The sequence below is a fragment of the Collinsella tanakaei genome, from assembly GCF_030373545.1.
Taxonomy (GTDB): Bacteria; Actinomycetota; Coriobacteriia; order Coriobacteriales; family Coriobacteriaceae; genus Collinsella; species Collinsella tanakaei_C.
Genome location: NZ_JAUDCO010000004.1, coordinates 31,624 through 48,557 on the forward strand (window position 1 = coordinate 31,624; position 16,934 = coordinate 48,557).

The window sequence follows — 16,934 nt, forward strand, 5'->3', positions numbered from 1 at the left end:
CATGGCTGACGATACGCTCAAGTGCCCAGCATGCGGAGGGAACCTGCCGGCAGGTGCGCAGACGTGCCCGTTTTGCGGCGCCGTCGTGCCCGCCCGCGACGCGGCCGGGGCGCCCGCGGCGCCCGCATCCGATTTGCCGTTCTCGCCTGAGTTCTTCGAGCACGACAAAGCCGTTCATCCCCACGCCGCGCACGCCGCCAAGCATCGCGACCATCGCGTTGAGGAGCGGGTGCGGCGCATAGCTGCCAATCCCGAGCAACGCCGTCGCGTCAAGATGGGGCTGATCGTCGCGGCTGCCGTTTTGGGCGTCGTGCTGGTTGCAGCCGTTGCCATCGCGCTCGTCTCCGACGCGCAGCTGCGCGCGCGTGCCCAGCAGGGAGCGGCGGGGCTGCAGGAAGACGCCGTTGATGTTGCGGCGCTCGCCGACACGCCCTTTGGCGGCGGCTTTGCGGCAAGCGACGGCGAGACGCTCTACTGGGCGTCCGATACGGGCATCTACGCGCTGGATGCCGAAGCGCTTGCGGACGACGACCGCTCGGCGCGCTGTGTGCTCGATGGCGTGGACGTCATCGAACTGTATGCGTATGAGGGCAATCTGGTCTATCGGGATGCCGACGGATCGATATGGCTGCTGTCCGATGCGCAGGATGCCGAACCGCGTGCGCTGCTGTCTGCATCTGATAAAAAGGCCGCTGCCGGGCTGGTGGTGCACGACGGCGTGGCCATCGCGGCCCTGCGGGACCCCTCTGCGGCGGACGATGAGGATGAAACGGGCGACAAGGCCGCGGGTAAACCTTCCGTCTCGGTTGCTTGCATCGATGTGACGCAGCTCAGTGACAAGGCGCCCGCGTGGAACGAGGTCTGCAGCCTTGCGGGCTCGCGTGCCTGGCTGTTCGATACGGGCGATACCGTGGCGGTTCTCGCCGCGGATGCGCGCTCATGGTCGCTCGCGGAGGTGCCCTTCGATGGCATTCCGCGCGACGGCGTCTCGGATGCGGCGTTCGCAGAGGTCATGAGGGGCGACGAGACGATCGAGGCCGCATGGTTCGACGGCGAGGAGCTCTATAAGACCGTGTCGGAAAAGGGCGGCGGACAGCACACCTCGCGCCAGGAGCCCGGCGGCACGTTCAACGACTACACGGGTATCCAGGGCCTGCCGCTTGTGGCGGGAAGCTCCACGACCTGCGTGTTCATCACCGGTTCGGGAGGATTTGCCTGGGTCGATTCGGGCGCGGGCTTCCTGCATGACGAGACCTCCGCGCTTGATGGGGCGCACGTGTCCGTGAGCGCCACCACCAGCCGCGTGACCGTTTGCGGCGAGCAGGCCTACCTGCTCACCGACATCGCCGACGGTTCAGGTACACTCAACGTAATCGATCTTTCGAGCGACCCGGTATCGGTCATCGAAGTGGCGGCGCGCTCGTAGGGTCGAGGCTGCCAGAAAGGAGCACAGGATGTTTTGCGGTAACTGCGGTGCACAAAACGACGATTCCAACGAGTATTGCATCAACTGCGGTGCGAATCTCAAACAGTATATGGTAGGCGGTCCCGCGCCGGCGGCCGCCCCGCAGCATGCGGCTCGGGGCATGCGGACGCCTGCGCCCGCCCAGCCCAAGCCCAAGGCTGCCAGTGCCGCGTATCCTGCGGCTCCCCAGCCGGTGCAGCCGGCTGCCGCTCGTCCCGCTCCGCGTCCGGCCTACCCCGGTGCGGCGGCGCGTCCTGCGGCGGCTCCTGCCCAGCGTCCCGCTGCCGCGGTGCCTGCGCGGCCCGTGGGCTCGCATGCGGCGCCTGCGCCTGCTCAAGCGGCACCCGCCGGTCCCTCGTCGGCCGAGCTGCCGCGTATCGTGTCCGAGCGTCCCCAGTCCGCGAGCATGCCGAGCCTGACGCTCGTGCGCGCCAACGGAACCCGGTACCGCATCAGCGAGTTTCCCGCCACGGTGGGCAAGGGGTCGGCGGCCAACGTGCGCATCGGCGGCAACACCGCCATTTCGCGCGTCCACGCTATCATCAAGTACCTGGGCACCGGTTTCTCGGTCGAGGACCGCGCTTCCACCAACGGCACGTTCATCAACGGCAATGCGCTGTCCGCCGGTGAGCGCGTGGCGCTGCACGAGGGCGATCGGTTGACCCTGGGAGACGAGGACTTCATCGTCGAGATCAAGTAGCTCGGCTTGAAGATGCGTCAACGGGCGTGCCCGCCGTGCGACAGCGACCGAAAGGGGTCATGTCGCGCGGCGGGCACGCTGCGTTGAATACGGTTTATCCGTTTTGCCTTATGCGCAATCCAGGGCGTCGAGCAAGCGATCGAGTGAGTGCTTGAGGTTCTCGCGCTGATCATCGCAGCGCTCGTCGTCGTGCGATGGTGCCCCTGTCTGCTGGGGCGAACTGGTGGGGGAGGCGAGGAGGCCGGTTCTCTGTGTCGGGGGGAAGGAGAATTGGTCTGCCTGTTGGGATGACGGCAATGGCGACCACGTGCTTGCTGCATGTTGGGAAGGATGCATGCGTGGCCTCCTCGCTCGTCCACCGGATACCGCGCAGGTCCTGTGTCGCTGTCGGCCTGTGCGTTGACCCCATTATGCCCGCCCTTCCCGTTCATCTCCGTTTAAGGCTTGCTTACGCCTGTTTGTACGTTTCGTGACGCAGCAGGTATACGCCACTAAACAGCCGCTTGAGCCGGCCCGGGTCATGCGCTGCCGTGTGTCCGGTGATGTGTCGGTCCTGTGGACGGACGGGCGGTGACGGCATCACAGGGGTCCGCCTATCGTCCCATTGCAGCGAAAAGTCCACTGATTGTTTCGGATGTGCCATGAGAGCCTTCGTTCGTATATCTGGGGCGCTTTCGGGTCGTATAATCGGCGGTGCGAAAGGTGGGACGGACCGGCTTGTTGCCGTGCGTCCCGTCCGCTGCGGAGGTACCGGGAATCGGTGCGTCGAAAGGGGAGCGTATGTTTCGCGTGGCGATACTCGAGGACGATCGGCAACAAGCCGAGCTGCTCGCCCATATGGTCATGGCCTCTCCGTTTGCCGACCGTATCAAGATTGTCGGGTCTGAGGGATCAGCCGATTCATTTGCCGAGGCATTCTCCCAAGGTGTCGACATTCTGTTTATGGATATCCGCCTGGGTTCCAACGTCGCTACCGGCATCGATCTGGTCGAGGCCCTGCTCTCGCCAACCAGCACCACGCAGGTCATCTACGTTTCGGGCTACCTCGAGCACGCGTCGGACGTGTACCGCACCAAGCACACATGGTTTTTGTCCAAACCGGTCGAACAGCTTGCGCTCGATACCGCGCTCGCGCGCGCCATCGAGAATCTCGAGCAGATCGCCCGCCAGCCCCTGCTGGTGCGCTCGAACGGTGCGCTGCTCCAAATCATGCCCGACGGCATCATGTATATCGAGAGCGAGCGGCGCAAGGTGCGTATTCACGAGCGAAGCCGCACGATTGAGACGTACGCCAAGATGGCTGACGTCGAGCAGGGTATGCCGGCGCAGTTTGTCCGCTGCCACAAGAGCTTTCTGGTCAACATGGATTACATCGCCGAGCTGCGCGCCCGCGACGTGGTCCTCATCGACGGCACGGTGCTGCCCGTAAGTCAGCGCTGCCGTAAAAAGCTCCATGATCGCTTTGTCGACCATGTGGGCAGAGCGCTGTAGGGAACGTCGTGGACCCGCTGTTCGCTCGCGCGTGCGTCGAGCTTTCCACTCTGGCGGTGAGCATTTCCGTGCTGGTCGGTATGACGTTCATGCTGCCGGTGCGCAGGCCGCCTGTCTACTATGCCCTGCAGATCAGCATCATGTTTGCCCTGCAGCTTGCGCACTACGCGTATCCGCTGGCGGCGCAGGTTTCGTTCGCGCTGCTCGTAACGATTGCCCTGCTGTTTCTCGAAGGGCCCTTCAGATATCGGGTGCTTGCCGTGATGCTCGGCTTCACCCCGGCGATCGTGTCGGAGGCGGTGCTGTCTGGCGTATGGATGCTGTGGGAGGGCGAACTCGTGACGACGGCGGGCGCCATGCTCGAGAACGCGCCTGCGTCGTGCATCCTTAGGCTGGTCGACATGGTGAGCATCTTGATCGGCGCCCGTATTTTCAGCTTGCTGTTCAGGCGGCTTGGCAGAAGCCCCGAAGCGCTGTCGGTGCTTGGGCGCTTCCTGCTGCTCCCGGTGCTGCAGGTTGCGCTCGTCATGGCCGCCCTGTATATGCAGATGTTTGTCTTGGGCTACAGCCTGTTCTTTTGTGCCGGCATGTCGGTCATCTCGCTTGTGTTCTACGCGTCGGATCTCCTGATCGTCATCTCCATAGACCGCGCTGCCCGCGCCGACGAGGCACGCGCTCATACGGAGCTCATGCAGATGCAGCTCAAGGGCTATCTGGAGCGGTGCGAAGAGGTGACACGGCGCAACGCGAGGACCGCTGCGCTTCGCCACGACGCGCGCAATCACGTGCAGGTGATCTCGGGGTTGCTGGACCGCGGTGCCACGGATGAGGCGGCGCGCTACGCTGCCGAGTACGCACGCGAGCTCGCGTCGGTGACGGAGGCGCACCATGCATGAGCACGTCTTGCTGCTCGTTGCGGCTTCGGTGATCTCGATTGCGGTGTCGACGGTCGCCATGTGGACGGCGCTGGGCGACTATCCGGCGTCGCGTCGGCTGCTCAGCCTGATCTTTCCCGTCGGCCAGATGGGGATCGTGCTGTTCTCGGCGGTCGCGGCAGTTCGGAGCAGCGCGAGCACGCCGTATCTCGTCTTCATCGCGCTGGGTGGGTTCGCCTGCGCAGCGTGCAATCCGGCGCTCTATCGCGGGCTCGCGCGCGCCGAGGAGCGCGATGCCGAGGCCATGCGGGCGCAGCTGGTCGAGCGCGAGCTCGCAGAGCAAAAGATCCGTCTTGAGCGAGCGCGCGAGGTGGCGGGTGACGCCGACCGCATTCGAGATGAACTGCAGGAGCTCTTCTCCCGTGTGGGCGATGCCCTTGCAGCAGGCGAGAGCAGCCGGGCTCGTCAGCTGCTCGGCAACGTGACGAACATCGTTCCGTCCGTCGGCGCGTCGTACAGTCGCAACCTCGCGGTCGACGCCCTGCTCGCTTCCAAGGCGGCCTTGTGCGCCGATTCGGATATCGCGATCACCATCCGCGCCGACGTCCCCTTCGCGCTCGATATTCCCGATGTCGAGGTGTGCGCCCTGCTGTCGAATCTTATCGATAACGCGGTGAACGCCGTTAAGGGGTTCGAGCGGGAGCGTCGCCGCATCGATGTGTCGGTCCGTGCGGCTCAAGGGTATCTGGCCATGGTGGTGAGCAACCCGGTTGACCATGCGCCCGACGCCGAACGCGAGCGCGCCCGTCGGTCCGCGCATGCGTTTTCGGATGATGCGTGCCTGTGTGAACATGGCTGGGGCACGTCGATTGTCGAGAGCCTGGCCAAGTTGCATGGCGGGACCGTCAGCACGGAATGCACTCAGGGCATCTATACCGTTCGCGTGCTCTTGAAGTTGGGGCGGAGCGCCACGTCGTCCGCAGGGGCGCGAGGTTAGGCGCGTTCGATAGCTGCTGCCAGCCGTCTGCCCGTCATCCGCTGCCGCTTGCCGACGCGCCGAGCACTCTTGCGGCGTCTGCGTATAGTGCCGGCCGGGCGCGGTAATAACAACAATGGACAAAGGGTCCTCCCCACCGAGATATCCGGTGAGAGCCTTCGAGAGGCGGGGAGGTCGGAGAGCCGGGGCGCGGCATTCGCCCCCGGCTCTCTTCGTGTGTCACGGGGCTGTTTGGGAGACTCTCGTCGCTGCTTGTTGGCCCGCCGGGGTTAAAACACCCTAGGGATTATTTTACATGGCGTATTCTTTAGAATACGCCATGTAAAATAATCCCTAGGGTGTTTTAACCCCGGCGGGCCAACCGCCGAGCAGGCCGACAGTCATACCGCTACACAGAGCGGATCTGCTGGATGACGCGATCCATGGTCTCGTCGATGCGGTCGCGCTTGAGCTCGCACTCCCAGATGGTGATGGCGGTCCAGCCGAGCTCGGCAAGCTCGGTACGGGCTTTTGCGTCGCGTTCCACGTTGCGACGGAACTTGGCTTCCCAAAACTCGGTGTTGCGCTTGGGCACGCTGGGATGGCAGTGGGGGCAACGATGCCAGAAGCATCCGTTGACAAAGATCGCGATGCGCCTGCCCGGAAACGCGATGTCCGGTCTCCCGGGTGCCTTCTTCCACTGCAGGCGATAGCCGGTGAGCCCTGCTGCGCGCAGGCGCTGGCGCACGAGCATCTCGGGCTTGGTGTTCGCGCGCTTGTTGCCCTGCATGGACTTCTTGATGGCCGCTCGGCGCCGCACCAGCTCGGTCTCGGCGGCGGTCAGGTCGCTGGTGTCGATGCCGTCGAGCAGGGAGCGCTTCTTCTTTGCCGTGCGCGCCTTCTTGCGCTTTTGCGGTCGAGCGCCCGCAGGCGGCTCATCGTCTGCGTCGGAGCTGCCCTGAGCGGTCGTGTCATCCGGCGACATATCGTCGGGCCGCGCCGCGTCGAGCGCAAGCGCCTCGACCAAACCCTTATCGGCGGGCATCCATTCGACGCTGGCGAGCGTACGGCGGCTGATCCAGCGAATGTCCAGCTGCCGATCGCTGCACTGCGGCTCCGCGGCGCCCGCTTCGGTGTCGATCCGGCAGAAGAAGCACTCCATCGACAGATGGAAGTCCTCGTAATCGTATTCGACCGTATAGAAGTCGCGCAGGTCCGTCACGCGCACCTGCAGCTCTTCTTGAAGCTCGCGTATGCAGGCGTCCTCGGGCGTCTCGCCGCGCTCGACCTTGCCGCCCGGAAACTCCCAGAGTCCCTGCATATCGCCATAGCCGCGCTGAACGGCGAGAACCTCGTCGCTCTCGCCGCCTCTGCGTATGATTCCTGCTGCTACATGTACCGTTTTCATGGCCACCATTGTACACGTGACGCTGCGCGCCGAGCGGCAGAACGCGGCTGCGCCCGTGGCCTTAAGCCCGCCTTAACCAACCTTACAAAACCGCAATCCAGATGTAAGCCAAATCGATGGATGCCCACAGGCGCCTGCGCGACTATAGCGTCAGGAGGTGGTTGTCATGCAGGCAACAGACATCAGGAACCAGCGCCGCAACCCGTATGATATTCAAGACGACCCGCAGGGTATCGGGATGAGCGCAATCGAGATGGTCCTGTGGCTGCTGGTCATGGCGGTGCTTTCTGTCGTCATGATCTGGCTACTGTGGGCCCACACGCGCTGATCGGCGACGCCCCAGGCAGCGTGGCTGTGCCCCTTTGCCATGGGTCCCGTTTTGCTATGAGGAGAGGAATGTGAGTATGGGAATGCATACGATCGATACCCGGGACGGTGGCGCGAACGCGCGCGTCCAGATGACCCTGCCGTCGTCGCTGAGGGGCACTTCTGCGCCTGTTCGCCAGTTCGCAACAGCGCAGGCCGCCGGGCCGGTGCTGGACGTACGACATGTCGAGAAGGTCTACGGCTCGCGCAACAACGTGACACGCGCCCTGGCCGACGTTTCGTTTTCGGTGATGCGCGGCGAGTTCGTCGGCATCATGGGAGCCTCGGGATCCGGCAAATCGACACTGCTCAACTGCGTATCCACCATCGACGCCGTGACGAGCGGCTCGGTGAGCATCAACGGTGTCGACGTGACGGGCATGAAGCCTGCGAAGCTCACGCGCTTCCGGCGCGAGCAGCTCGGCTTCATCTTTCAGGATTCCAACCTGCTCGACACGCTGACGGCGCGCGAGAACATCGCCTTGCCGCTCACCATCAGCCGCGTGCCCGCGCGCGAGACGCTCGTGCGCGTTGAGGCCGTGGCGTCGCGCCTGGCCATCACCGAGGTGCTCGACAAGTATCCCTACCAGATGTCGGGTGGCCAGCAGCAGCGCGTGGCCGCCGCGCGCGCCCTGGTCACCAACCCGGCGGTCATCATGGCCGACGAGCCGACCGGCGCGCTGGATTCCAAGAACGCGCGTCTTCTGCTCGAGTGTCTCGAGACCATGAACCGTACCTACCAGGCGACGGTCCTCATGGTGACGCACGACAGTTTCGCCGCGAGCTACACCAACCGCGTGCTGTTCATTCGCGACGGCCGCATCTTCACCGAGCTGCGTCGCGGGGGCACGCCGCGCCAGGAGTTCTTCAACAGCATCATGGAGGTCGTCGCGATGATGGGCGGTGAGGGTTCCGATGCTCTGTAAGCTCGCATGGGGCAACGTGCGCCGTGCGGGTCGCGACTATCTCGTCTACCTGCTGACGCTCACGCTTGCCGTCACGGTGTTCTACGCGTTCAACACCATTTCGTTCCAGGTCGATATCGCCGGGGTGAGCGAGCAAAACGCCGGCATGGGCGAGGCGCTCGGCGGCATCATCAGCGGTCTTACCGTGTTCCTGGCTATTGTCATGGGCTTTCTCATGGTCTACGCCAACAACTTCATCATGAAGCGGCGCAAAAAGGAGTTCGGTCTCTACCAGGTGCTCGGTATGAGCCGCGGGCAGGTGGCGCGCATCATGACGCTCGAGACGCTGTTCGTCTCGCTTGCGGCCCTTGTGCTCGGCCTTGTCATGGGGCTTGCGCTCTCGCAGCTCATGGTGTTTTTCACCGCGTCGATCTTCAAGACGCAGATTGCGAACTTCCGGTTTTTCGTCTCACCGAGTGCCCTTGTCATGACGGTGGGATGCCTGGTGGCAATCTTCATCGTGACGCTCGTGTTCAACCTGCGCGTGGTCAGGCGTGCGCGCATCATCGACCTCATGAGCGCCGGCCGCACCAACGAGACGATCAAGACGCGCAACCCTTGGGTCTCGGCGGTCATCTTCCTCGTTGGTCTTGCCGCCATCGTCGCCGCATACGTGCGACTGCTGCACGACGGCCTGCCCTATGACGGCGCGCCCGAGGGGATGCGGGCCTTCGGCATCACCACGCTCATCGTGGTGGTCGGCACCATCCTGTTCTTCTTCGGCCTGTCGGGCTTTCTGCTCAAAGCGCTGCAGGGCGTGCGCGGCCTGTATTGGCGCGGCCTCAACATGGTGACGCTGCGTCAGCTTGCCGCCAAGGTCAACACGGTGAGCCTGTCCATGGCCGTCATCGCGATGATCCTGTTTTTGGCCATCACGTCGGTGACGACGGGCATGTCGCTTGCCGACACGATGAACAACTCCGTCGAGCGCGGCACACCGGTGGATTACACGACGTCGGTGACGTATTACAGCCAGCCGCTCGTAGACGAATGGAACGCCGACCCGACCATCACCGGGGGAGAGGGCGGTGTGACGTTTGCGGCGACCGATGAGCCGGTGGATGTCATGGAGCTCTCGTCGCACCAGACGCTCAATCCCGACACGCCCGAGGCCGAGCCCTTCGACCTTTCGTCCATTACGGGCTCCTACGTGCAGGTCGATGTGTATGATTCCACCCCGCGCGGGGCGGCGCGCCCGCTGGTCACGCTGCAGGATCTGTGCGATGCGGTCGACATGCCGCTGCCTGCGGGCACCGAGTCCTCCGATGTCGAATCGCTCGGCCTGCAGGTCGTGCGGGAGAGCAACTACAACGACTATCTGGCGTTTCGCGGCATGGAGCAGGTCGATCTGGGGGATGACGGCTATACGCTGCTGTCCGACATGGGCGAAACCGTCAACGTGATCTACAACGCTGTTCTGAGCGAGGGCGTCGAGCTCAACATGGGCGGCCATATCCTGCATCCGGTTCAGGATCGCGTGAACGAGGACGCGAGCGTGTTCGTGAACTCGATGATGGGCATGAACTCCGGCACCATCGTGCTGCCCGACGCGCTCGTCGACGCGCTCGCCTTGCCGCCGTACACGAGCTATCTGCTTGTGAACTATGCGGATGACATCGACGGCCAGCAGGCGGACGCCTATATCGACACGCCCCGTCGCTACGGCGATGTGGTTGCCGACGGTTCCGATGCGATCGTGGGCGGCTGGGGCGTCGAGGCGACCCGCACCACCACGTACGAGAGCACCGACTCCATGAACGGCCTGATCAGCTACCTGGCGATCTACATCGGCTTCGTGCTTGTGGTGGCCTGTGCGGCGATCCTGACGATTCAGCAGCTCTCGGGCGTGGCGGATGCAAGCGCCAACTACCGGATCCTGTCCGAGCTGGGCTGCGATCGCGCTCAGATCGCGCACTCGGTGCTTGCCCAGCAGACGGTCTTCTTCGTGCTGCCGCTTGCGATGGGCATCGCGCACTCCATCTGCGCGCTGTCGGTGATCATCAAGCTCGTGGCACTGTTCGGCGGGTTTACCATCGGTGGCACCGTGGGGCTCGTGACCCTGATCTTCCTGATTGCCTACGGCGGTTACTTCTGCGTGACCTACCTGATGGGCAAGGGCATCCTGCGCGATGCGACGAGGGCCCGCCACGCCGCGTAGCGCGCGACAGAGGATGGGCAGACATCGGATGCGGCGGGGGACGGCTACGAGCCGTCCCCTTTGCCGCCTTTTGCTCCGCTTTCGACCCTATCAAACAAAAAGCCCGCATGCCGCTAAGGCGGCCTGCGGGCTTCAACGCACCGTGGTGCGGTATGTTCGCTGAGAACTAGGCGGCGAGACGGCCGTAGACGGAGGAGGCCTTCGGGGTCACGTGAGCGGCGCGGTCAAGGTAAGCACCGTTGCTGATGCCGGGCACGGCGGCCTCGAGCTCGTTGGAGAAGAGGTTCGCGATAGCCTTGGCGGTGGACTGGAGCAGATTGATGGCGGCCATAGTTCTTCCTTTCCTTCGACATCCTATGGAAATGAACGGACCGTTCGTTGCGGGTAATCGTCCGTTCACCGATTTGCCGAGGGCAAGTCTAGAGGGTCCATCAGGCGGTTTCAAGGCTCATCGGTAACCATTTTGAAATCATTCAAGACTCGCACATAATCCGCAGGTCAAAGTGGTATTTCTGCAGCAATCGCTGCACCGCGGGATAGCGCTGGAGCGCGATTATTCCGCTTATGTGGGCCTGCATGGCGTCAACATGGGGTTGACGACCATAATTCCTTCACATGCTCGTGTTAACGGCCCTCACCGCTCGACACCCCGAGGCTCGTCCCGAACTGCTTCGCAGATTGTCTATGCGCTGCGATTGCATGGCGAGACCCCGCGCTCCCTATGGGAGCACGGGGTCTCGCGCATCGCCCCGCACGGCGGGGCATCAGATGCAAGAGGGCCTAGATGGATGCGGCATACGGTCGCATCGGCCACGCCTCGGAAGGGGTGCACACGCTTCGAGCGGATGCGCCGGCCTTCTTGGTGGCTTCCAAAAACGCCTCATAGGAGCGCTTCAGGTTGAGTCGCTGATCCTTTGAGCGCTTGGGGCGCTTGGTCGCCGCGGAAGGGGCAGCTTCGGTGGTCTTCACGAGGTGAGGGTCCTCTTTTCTCTTGGTGTCCGTGCGCATCGTTTCATCTCCTGTTCAGCGTTGCCGGATGGCATCCGAGCGCATCCGACGGTCGTTTTGGTGCGCCGCTTAAGAATGTACCTCAGGGGCGTCGGATTAATCTGAAGAAGCGCTTAAGCCGTGTTCTCCGTCGCGAACGGCACCTTTTGGCGAGGGGACGGTCACGTATCTGTGCGATCTGTGATGCCAAAGGGGCACGCGTCCCAAAATGGCCTGGAGAGAGGCGGGGCGGCATCGCCGAGCGTCGGCCGGGCGGCGCGAAAGCGGGCAATCTGTTCAGATATGAAGGTCTGCGGCCCCGGAATACGAGGGGATTGGGCTGGTGCTAGCGGGCAGGTTCTGAGTACGCATCATAAAAGGATGCGTTCATGCAGTTATGTAAAAGTGCTACGTACAAGCACCATTTCTTGCCGCGCGCGAAGATGCGCCGTCGGCTCGTTTTCGGCCTCCTGAACCTTCATATCTGAACAAATTGTCCAGGTTTGGCGTCCCGGGTCCGCAATGGTCCGAAAGGAATCAGGAGCAAAATGGGCTTCATGGGCGCAAAACGCAAAACGCCCCTTTGTCCGGCATCTGCCGGCAAAGGGGCGGACCGCGCTGGGGCTTTATCAGTCGGCGTGCTCGTCGGGGCTCGGTTTCTTTTTGGGCAGGCGTCCGGCACGCTTCAAGGCGTCGCGCAAGATCCACTCGACCTGGCTGTTGGCGCTGCGCATCTCATCGTCCGCCCAGCGCTGAACGGCCTCCCAGATGGCAGGGTCGATACGGAGTGGATACTGCTTGCGTGCCATGGGGACACCTGCTTCGTCGGGAACGGGGCGCAAGGATACCTCCTTGCGCCCCGAATCGGGTTAGTAGATCGAGCTCGTGTTGAGGACCGGGTGCGCTTCGGACTCGCCGCACAGCACGACCATGAGGTTCGATGCCATCTGCGCCTTGCGCTCCTCGTCCAGCTCGATGGTACCGCCGTCGGCGAGCTCCTTCACGGCCATGTCGACCATGGACACCGCGCCCTCGACGATCTTCTTGCGGGCGGCGATGACGGCCTCGGCCTGCTGGCGACGAAGCATCGCCTGGGCGATTTCGGGCGCGTACGCCAGGTGCGTGAGGCGGGCGTCGTCCACGGTTACGCCGGCCGGGGCCAGACGCTGCGTGAGCTCGCGCTTGAGCGCCTCGGAGACCTCCTCGATGTTGGAGCGCAGCGTGATGGCGCTGGCGTCATCCGAGTTGTCCTCCAGGTGGTCGTAGGCGTAGATGCTTGCCACGTGGCGCAGTGCCGTCTCGGCCTGCGTGGAGACAAACTGCTCGTAGTTGTCCACGTCGAACAGGGCCTTGGCGGTGTCGGCGACGTGCCACACCACGACGTTGGCGATCTCGATGGGGTTGCCCATCTTGTCGTTGACCTTCAGGATCTCGCCGTTCAGGGTGCGGGCGCGCACGCTCACCTTGGTCGATAGGTTGTTGGACGCCTTCGTGGCGACGCTGATCTGCTTGCCGAGCGACAGGCTCGACTTGGAGAGGACCTCGGCGGTCGCCTCTTCGGCGGAGGCGTTCGTGCCCATCGAGCGGCTGTAGAACGGGTTGGCCCAGCGGAAGCCACCGTCGCGGACCGTACCCTTGTAGTCGCCGAACAGGATGCACACGCGCGCCTGGCCGGGCTGCAGGGTGAAGAATCCGCAGATGGGGATCCAAATGAGACAGAATGCGGCGATGCTGAGTCCCAAGCCCCAGCCGTGCAGCGGGCTGACGGGCGTGCCCGCGCGGTCAGCGGCGTCCAGCCCTATGATGCTCAGGATGAATACGACGATGATGGCGACAAACGCCACGCAGACGACGGCGAGCATCCCCCAACCGGATTTAGCCTTGATCTGCTTTTCCACGCTCATGGAAGTTCCTTTCAGACGACGTCCGCGTTTGCGTGACAGCCCGGACGCTGCCCCGTATTGCTTCGGGGGAGGGCAGTCCCCGACGGAACCCGTGCGTTCCGTTGATTACATTGTGATATCACATTGGTATCCCGTCAAGGCGCGTTCACCCTTTCGGCGAACGGTATCCCGGCGTGACTCAAAAGGGTTCAGGGAAAAAGCGGGACAGTAGCGCCGGACGTCAGGTGGGTGTCGCGAAAGCGGACAATTCGTTCAGATATGAAGGTTTGCAGCCTCGGAATTAGAGGTGATCGGGACGATCTCTGCTGGCCGGTTCTAGCTATACATCATAAAAGAATGTGTTCATGTCGTTGTGTAAAAGTAACAATAGCTAGAAGCATTTTTCGCTACGTGCACAGACGCGCCATCAGCCCGTTTTTGGCCTCTCGGACCTTCATATCTGAACAAATTGTCCATGTTCGGCGTCTTGCGTTCGAATGTCCCAAGAGGCGCCGGGAGAAACGTGGGAAACCGGAAGGGCTTGTCGTTAACGGGACCGGTTTCCTTTTGACCGGACGGAATGTTTCGACGGGTGCGAATTGGGTACCATGTGCTCGTATGACGGTCTTGCAGGGGAAAGGGGTGACCGCCATGGTGGGCATTGTGCTCGTGTCCCACTCCGAAGCGCTAGTCTCGGCGCTGCACGATTACACCAAGGTGATCGCTCCCAACGCGCCCGTCGCGCTTGCCGGAGGAATGCCCGACGGCTCCTTCGGCACGAGCTACGCGCGCGTGCGCGCCGCCATCAATCGCGTCAACGGGCCGGACGGCGTCATCGTCCTCATGGACATAGGCGCGTCGGCCACGGTCGTCAAGATGGTGCTGACGGATATGGGCGACCCCGGTGTCTACATGGCCGACTGCCCCTTCGTCGAAGGCGCCGTCGAGGCGACGGTACAGGCGCAGGCCGGCATCGATCGCGCCTCCATCGTTCAATCGCTCAAATCGCTCTCGTCGCTGCGCAAGTTTTAGGGCGCGCGTTACACGGACATGCTGTCCATTGCATCTCGGATTCGACGCATGTCGCACCGCCGTCTCGCCCACTCGGCTTCGCGCGCATCTTGCCCGCTGCCGTCACCATGCGGGACAATGGAGCTACTGGCGTCACAAGGAGGTTTTCATGGGCCGCGTGCGATTTGCCGTCATCGGGACGAGCTCGATTTCCGAGAGCTTCGTGGATGCGCTCCATGCAAGCTCGGATGCCCTATACGTCGGAAGCATGTCGCGCAGCGTCGAGCGCGCCGCCGACGTGACGTCGCGGCTCGGCGGCACGGAGCCGTTCTGCGGCCTGGATGCGGTGGTGTCGTCCTCCGCAATCGACGCGGTCTACATCGCGAGCCCCAATGCCCTTCACTACGAGCAGGCCCTCGCCTGCATCGAGGCGGGCAAACACGTGCTCGTGGAGAAGCCGATCGCTGCGAACGCTGCCCAAGCACGTCAGCTGTTCTCGGCAGGTCGCCGCCATAGGGCGGTGGTCATGGAGGCCATGCGCTCGGTGCATGACCCTGCCTACGGGGTGCTGCGCGACACGCTTTCGCGCATCGGGCGCATACGCCGGGCGAGCTTGCGTTTCGGCAAGTATTCCACGCGCTATGACGAGGTGCTTGCGGGGCGCCAGACCAACATCTTCGACGCTCGCTTGGCGACCGGTGCCCTCATGGATATCGGCGTGTACTGCGTCGAGGCCTGCGTAGCGCTGTTCGGCGTGCCCGAAGCTGTATCGTGTGCGGCGGTGCGCATCGCCGATGCGGACTGCGAGGCGACCGGCGGCGTTATCGATGGCGCCGGCACGCTGCTCGCACGCTATCCGGATATGGTTGCCGAGCTCTCGTATTCCAAGATCACCCAGGATATGCTCGACTGCCAGATCGAGGGCGAGCTGGGGACTATCACGTATCGGGGCGTCTCGGTGCCGTTGTCCGGTGCGCTGGTGCTGCGCGGGCGTGCGCGGGCGGGGGCGTCGCGGCCCGGCGAGTTTACCGAAGGGGATGTGACCGAGACCCTGCCGTTTGCCACCTGTGCCAACAACATGTGCTATGAGCTCGAGGACTTCTGCGCTTGCGTGCGAGGCGAGCGCGACGCCGAGGAATTCGAGCGCATCACGTGCACCTCCCTCGACATCATGGACGAGGCGCGCCGCCAGGCGGGTATCGTGTTTCCCGCCGACGCCGCGTAGCGCAAGGCGCAGGATCGTCCCCGAAGGTTTAACACGGGGTTGGCGGGGACGGCGAGCTACTTGCCCAGCCAGGCCATGATGAAGTTCACGATGGCCGCGGCGTCGTTGATGCTCAAAAACGGGGGCAGGGTGCGCGCCGCGCCGTCGTTTCCGGCGTCCTTGGTCGCGCGGGCGCGGAAGTTGCGCTCCACCAGCTCGTTGCATGCGATGGCGACCGTGTTGCCGTCGATGAGGTCGTAGGAGTCGTCGCCGCGCAGGCGATCGACACCCGACCGGCTCACGACGATGTTGGGAAGCCCCGCGGTCTTATAGCCCTCGACCACGACGATATCGACATCGGTGAAGTGTGCGAGCAGGTCCTCCACGGGGACTTCGGCCCCGGTGTCCGCGTATTCGGCGTAGCGGCCGGGTGAGACGATGCCCACGTGGCGGCTGCCCGCCTGCGCGTGCCGCCACGAGTCCTTTCCGGGCTGGTCGACCTCGATGTTCTTCTCGCCGTGGTGCTTGATGGACCCCACGCGAAGCCCGCGCTGCGTCAGGCGCGAGATGACCTTCTCGACGAGCGTCGTCTTGCCGGAGTTCTGATATCCGATGAACGCGATGGCGGGTGCCGCCGGTCCGCATCCGGGTCCGCCGGGCAGCGGGGAGGCGGCTTCAGCGCCGTCGCCCGTATCGGCGGCCGGGACGTCCACGACCTGCTCGGTGCGCTCCCACACGCCGGATCGTCCGCCTTCCTTGCGCAGCAGGTGCACGTCGACGATCTCCATGCCGCGGTCGACGGCCTTGCACATGTCGTAGATGGTCAGGCAGGCGCATGATACCGCGGTGAGCGCCTCCATCTCGATGCCGGTCAAGCCGGTCATGCCGCACGTGGCCGTTACGCGGAAACCGACGCGGCCGTCGGGGCGCGCGCCGTTGCCGCTGGCGGGAATGGCTTCGATATCCACGGCGCTTTTCGTGAGCATAAGCGGATGGCACAGGGGGATGAGGTCGCTCGTGCGCTTGGCGGCCATGATGCCCGCTATGCGCGCGCAGGCGAGCACATCGCCTTTTTTCGCGCGGTCCTCGAGCACCATCGCCTGGGTTTCGGGATGCATGAGGATGCAGCCTTCGGCCACGGCCAGGCGCTGCGTCTCGGCTTTTTGGGAGACGTCGACCATGCGTGCGTCGCCATGCTCGTCGATATGCGTGAGGGCGTCGCCTGCGCCGTCGCGTTGCGGCGCGGCGGGGGCACCGTGAGCTGTGGCGGTCGGAGCGACGGTCGCGGAGACACCGTGAGCCGCAGGGGTCGGGGCGACGGTCGCGGAGGCGATTTCCTGCGGGGCCTGGCCGGGGGACTGCGGCTCGCCGACCACGGCGGTCGGGTACTTCTCTCCCGTCTTCTGCCTGATGGCTGCCTTGGCGGTCATCTTCTTGCCCATGGT

At 63.9% G+C, this 16,934-nt stretch carries 16 protein-coding genes; 10 read left to right on the forward strand and 6 right to left on the reverse strand.

Annotated features, from left to right (window positions below):
- Position 1: 1 nt before the first annotated feature.
- The 5 genes from QUW00_RS04255 (at position 2) to QUW00_RS04275 (ending at position 5,528) form a co-directional block, all read left to right on the forward strand.
- On the forward strand, positions 2-1,426 hold the full coding sequence (locus tag QUW00_RS04255) for a zinc ribbon domain-containing protein (protein ID WP_289613157.1): 1,425 nt from the start codon (positions 2-4) through the stop codon (positions 1,424-1,426).
- Positions 1,427-1,454: 28 nt separating this feature from the next.
- The gene (locus QUW00_RS04260; protein ID WP_289613158.1) at positions 1,455-2,165 is read left to right on the forward strand and encodes an FHA domain-containing protein; all 711 of its coding nucleotides are present in this window, start codon (positions 1,455-1,457) and stop codon (positions 2,163-2,165) included.
- 780 nt (positions 2,166-2,945) lie between these two features.
- Entirely contained in the window at positions 2,946-3,656 is a 711-nt protein-coding gene (locus QUW00_RS04265; protein ID WP_289613159.1) for a LytR/AlgR family response regulator transcription factor, read from the forward strand.
- Between the two features lie 8 nt (positions 3,657-3,664).
- Positions 3,665-4,552, forward strand: coding sequence for a hypothetical protein (locus QUW00_RS04270; RefSeq protein ID WP_289613160.1), 888 nt, complete (start codon positions 3,665-3,667; stop codon positions 4,550-4,552).
- Positions 4,545-5,528: an ATP-binding protein gene (locus tag QUW00_RS04275; protein ID WP_289613161.1), complete on the forward strand. Its 984-nt coding sequence runs from the start codon at positions 4,545-4,547 to the stop codon at positions 5,526-5,528. Before QUW00_RS04270 ends, QUW00_RS04275 begins: the two co-directional genes overlap by 8 nt.
- A 388-nt stretch (positions 5,529-5,916) precedes the next feature.
- Here QUW00_RS04275 and vsr read toward each other — a convergent pair whose 3' ends face one another.
- Positions 5,917-6,915, reverse strand: a complete 999-nt coding sequence (gene vsr / locus QUW00_RS04280) for a DNA mismatch endonuclease Vsr (RefSeq protein ID WP_289613162.1) — start codon at positions 6,913-6,915, stop codon at positions 5,917-5,919.
- 166 nt (positions 6,916-7,081) lie between these two features.
- Here vsr and QUW00_RS04285 point away from each other — a divergent pair, with 166 nt between their 5' ends.
- The 3 genes from QUW00_RS04285 (at position 7,082) to QUW00_RS04295 (ending at position 10,404) form a co-directional block, all read left to right on the forward strand.
- Entirely contained in the window at positions 7,082-7,243 is a 162-nt protein-coding gene (locus QUW00_RS04285; RefSeq protein ID WP_289613163.1) for a hypothetical protein, read from the forward strand.
- 130 nt (positions 7,244-7,373) lie between these two features.
- Complete coding sequence (locus QUW00_RS04290; protein ID WP_436232154.1) at positions 7,374-8,207, forward strand: ABC transporter ATP-binding protein; 834 nt, start codon at positions 7,374-7,376, stop codon at positions 8,205-8,207.
- A complete protein-coding gene (locus tag QUW00_RS04295) occupies positions 8,197-10,404 on the forward strand; it encodes an FtsX-like permease family protein (protein WP_289613165.1) in 2,208 nt (735 codons plus the stop codon). Before QUW00_RS04290 ends, QUW00_RS04295 begins: the two co-directional genes overlap by 11 nt.
- Positions 10,405-10,570: 166 nt before the next feature.
- Here QUW00_RS04295 and QUW00_RS04300 read toward each other — a convergent pair whose 3' ends face one another.
- From QUW00_RS04300 to QUW00_RS04315, 4 genes are all read right to left on the reverse strand, one after another.
- On the reverse strand, positions 10,571-10,735 hold the full coding sequence (locus tag QUW00_RS04300) for a hypothetical protein (protein WP_289613166.1): 165 nt from the start codon (positions 10,733-10,735) through the stop codon (positions 10,571-10,573).
- 449 nt (positions 10,736-11,184) lie between these two features.
- Positions 11,185-11,373 carry a hypothetical protein gene (locus QUW00_RS04305; RefSeq protein ID WP_289613167.1) on the reverse strand — a complete coding sequence of 63 codons (189 nt, stop codon included), beginning with the start codon at positions 11,371-11,373 and terminating at the stop codon, positions 11,185-11,187.
- A 647-nt stretch (positions 11,374-12,020) separates the two neighbouring features.
- Positions 12,021-12,200 carry an Arc family DNA binding domain-containing protein gene (locus tag QUW00_RS04310; RefSeq protein ID WP_289613168.1) on the reverse strand — a complete coding sequence of 60 codons (180 nt, stop codon included), beginning with the start codon at positions 12,198-12,200 and terminating at the stop codon, positions 12,021-12,023.
- A 60-nt stretch (positions 12,201-12,260) separates the two neighbouring features.
- Positions 12,261-13,295 carry an SPFH domain-containing protein gene (locus QUW00_RS04315; protein ID WP_289613169.1) on the reverse strand — a complete coding sequence of 345 codons (1,035 nt, stop codon included), beginning with the start codon at positions 13,293-13,295 and terminating at the stop codon, positions 12,261-12,263.
- 630 nt (positions 13,296-13,925) lie between these two features.
- Here QUW00_RS04315 and QUW00_RS04320 point away from each other — a divergent pair.
- Together QUW00_RS04320 and QUW00_RS04325 are read left to right on the forward strand one after the other, a co-directional pair.
- Positions 13,926-14,306 carry a PTS-dependent dihydroxyacetone kinase phosphotransferase subunit DhaM gene (locus QUW00_RS04320; RefSeq protein ID WP_289613170.1) on the forward strand — a complete coding sequence of 127 codons (381 nt, stop codon included), beginning with the start codon at positions 13,926-13,928 and terminating at the stop codon, positions 14,304-14,306.
- A 148-nt stretch (positions 14,307-14,454) separates the two neighbouring features.
- Entirely contained in the window at positions 14,455-15,510 is a 1,056-nt protein-coding gene (locus QUW00_RS04325; protein WP_289613171.1) for a Gfo/Idh/MocA family protein, read from the forward strand.
- Positions 15,511-15,566: 56 nt separating this feature from the next.
- On the opposite strand, the gene moaC is transcribed toward QUW00_RS04325, so the two are convergent.
- Positions 15,567-16,931 (reverse strand): cyclic pyranopterin monophosphate synthase MoaC, encoded by a 1,365-nt coding sequence (gene moaC / locus QUW00_RS09355; RefSeq protein WP_354003405.1) that lies wholly within the window; start codon positions 16,929-16,931, stop codon positions 15,567-15,569.
- Positions 16,932-16,934: the final 3 nt, after the last annotated feature.

Excerpts from the sequence above, each read along its gene's own strand:
- QUW00_RS04260 (WP_289613158.1), top strand. The coding sequence starts at position 1,455 with ATGTTTTGCGGTAACTGCGGTGCACAAAACGACGATTCCAACGAGTAT.
- moaC (WP_354003405.1), bottom strand. The coding sequence starts at position 16,931 with ATGGGCAAGAAGATGACCGCCAAGGCAGCCATCAGGCAGAAGACGGGA.
- QUW00_RS04265 (WP_289613159.1), top strand. The coding sequence starts at position 2,946 with ATGTTTCGCGTGGCGATACTCGAGGACGATCGGCAACAAGCCGAGCTG.
- QUW00_RS04310 (WP_289613168.1), bottom strand. The coding sequence starts at position 12,200 with ATGGCACGCAAGCAGTATCCACTCCGTATCGACCCTGCCATCTGGGAG.
- QUW00_RS04315 (WP_289613169.1), bottom strand. The coding sequence starts at position 13,295 with ATGAGCGTGGAAAAGCAGATCAAGGCTAAATCCGGTTGGGGGATGCTC.
- QUW00_RS04255 (WP_289613157.1), top strand. The coding sequence starts at position 2 with ATGGCTGACGATACGCTCAAGTGCCCAGCATGCGGAGGGAACCTGCCG.
- QUW00_RS04290 (WP_436232154.1), top strand. The coding sequence starts at position 7,374 with ATGACCCTGCCGTCGTCGCTGAGGGGCACTTCTGCGCCTGTTCGCCAG.
- QUW00_RS04295 (WP_289613165.1), top strand. The coding sequence starts at position 8,197 with ATGCTCTGTAAGCTCGCATGGGGCAACGTGCGCCGTGCGGGTCGCGAC.
- vsr (WP_289613162.1), bottom strand. The coding sequence starts at position 6,915 with ATGAAAACGGTACATGTAGCAGCAGGAATCATACGCAGAGGCGGCGAG.
- QUW00_RS04285 (WP_289613163.1), top strand. The coding sequence starts at position 7,082 with ATGCAGGCAACAGACATCAGGAACCAGCGCCGCAACCCGTATGATATT.
- QUW00_RS04300 (WP_289613166.1), bottom strand. The coding sequence starts at position 10,735 with ATGGCCGCCATCAATCTGCTCCAGTCCACCGCCAAGGCTATCGCGAAC.
- QUW00_RS04325 (WP_289613171.1), top strand. The coding sequence starts at position 14,455 with ATGGGCCGCGTGCGATTTGCCGTCATCGGGACGAGCTCGATTTCCGAG.
- QUW00_RS04275 (WP_289613161.1), top strand. The coding sequence starts at position 4,545 with ATGCATGAGCACGTCTTGCTGCTCGTTGCGGCTTCGGTGATCTCGATT.
- QUW00_RS04320 (WP_289613170.1), top strand. The coding sequence starts at position 13,926 with ATGGTGGGCATTGTGCTCGTGTCCCACTCCGAAGCGCTAGTCTCGGCG.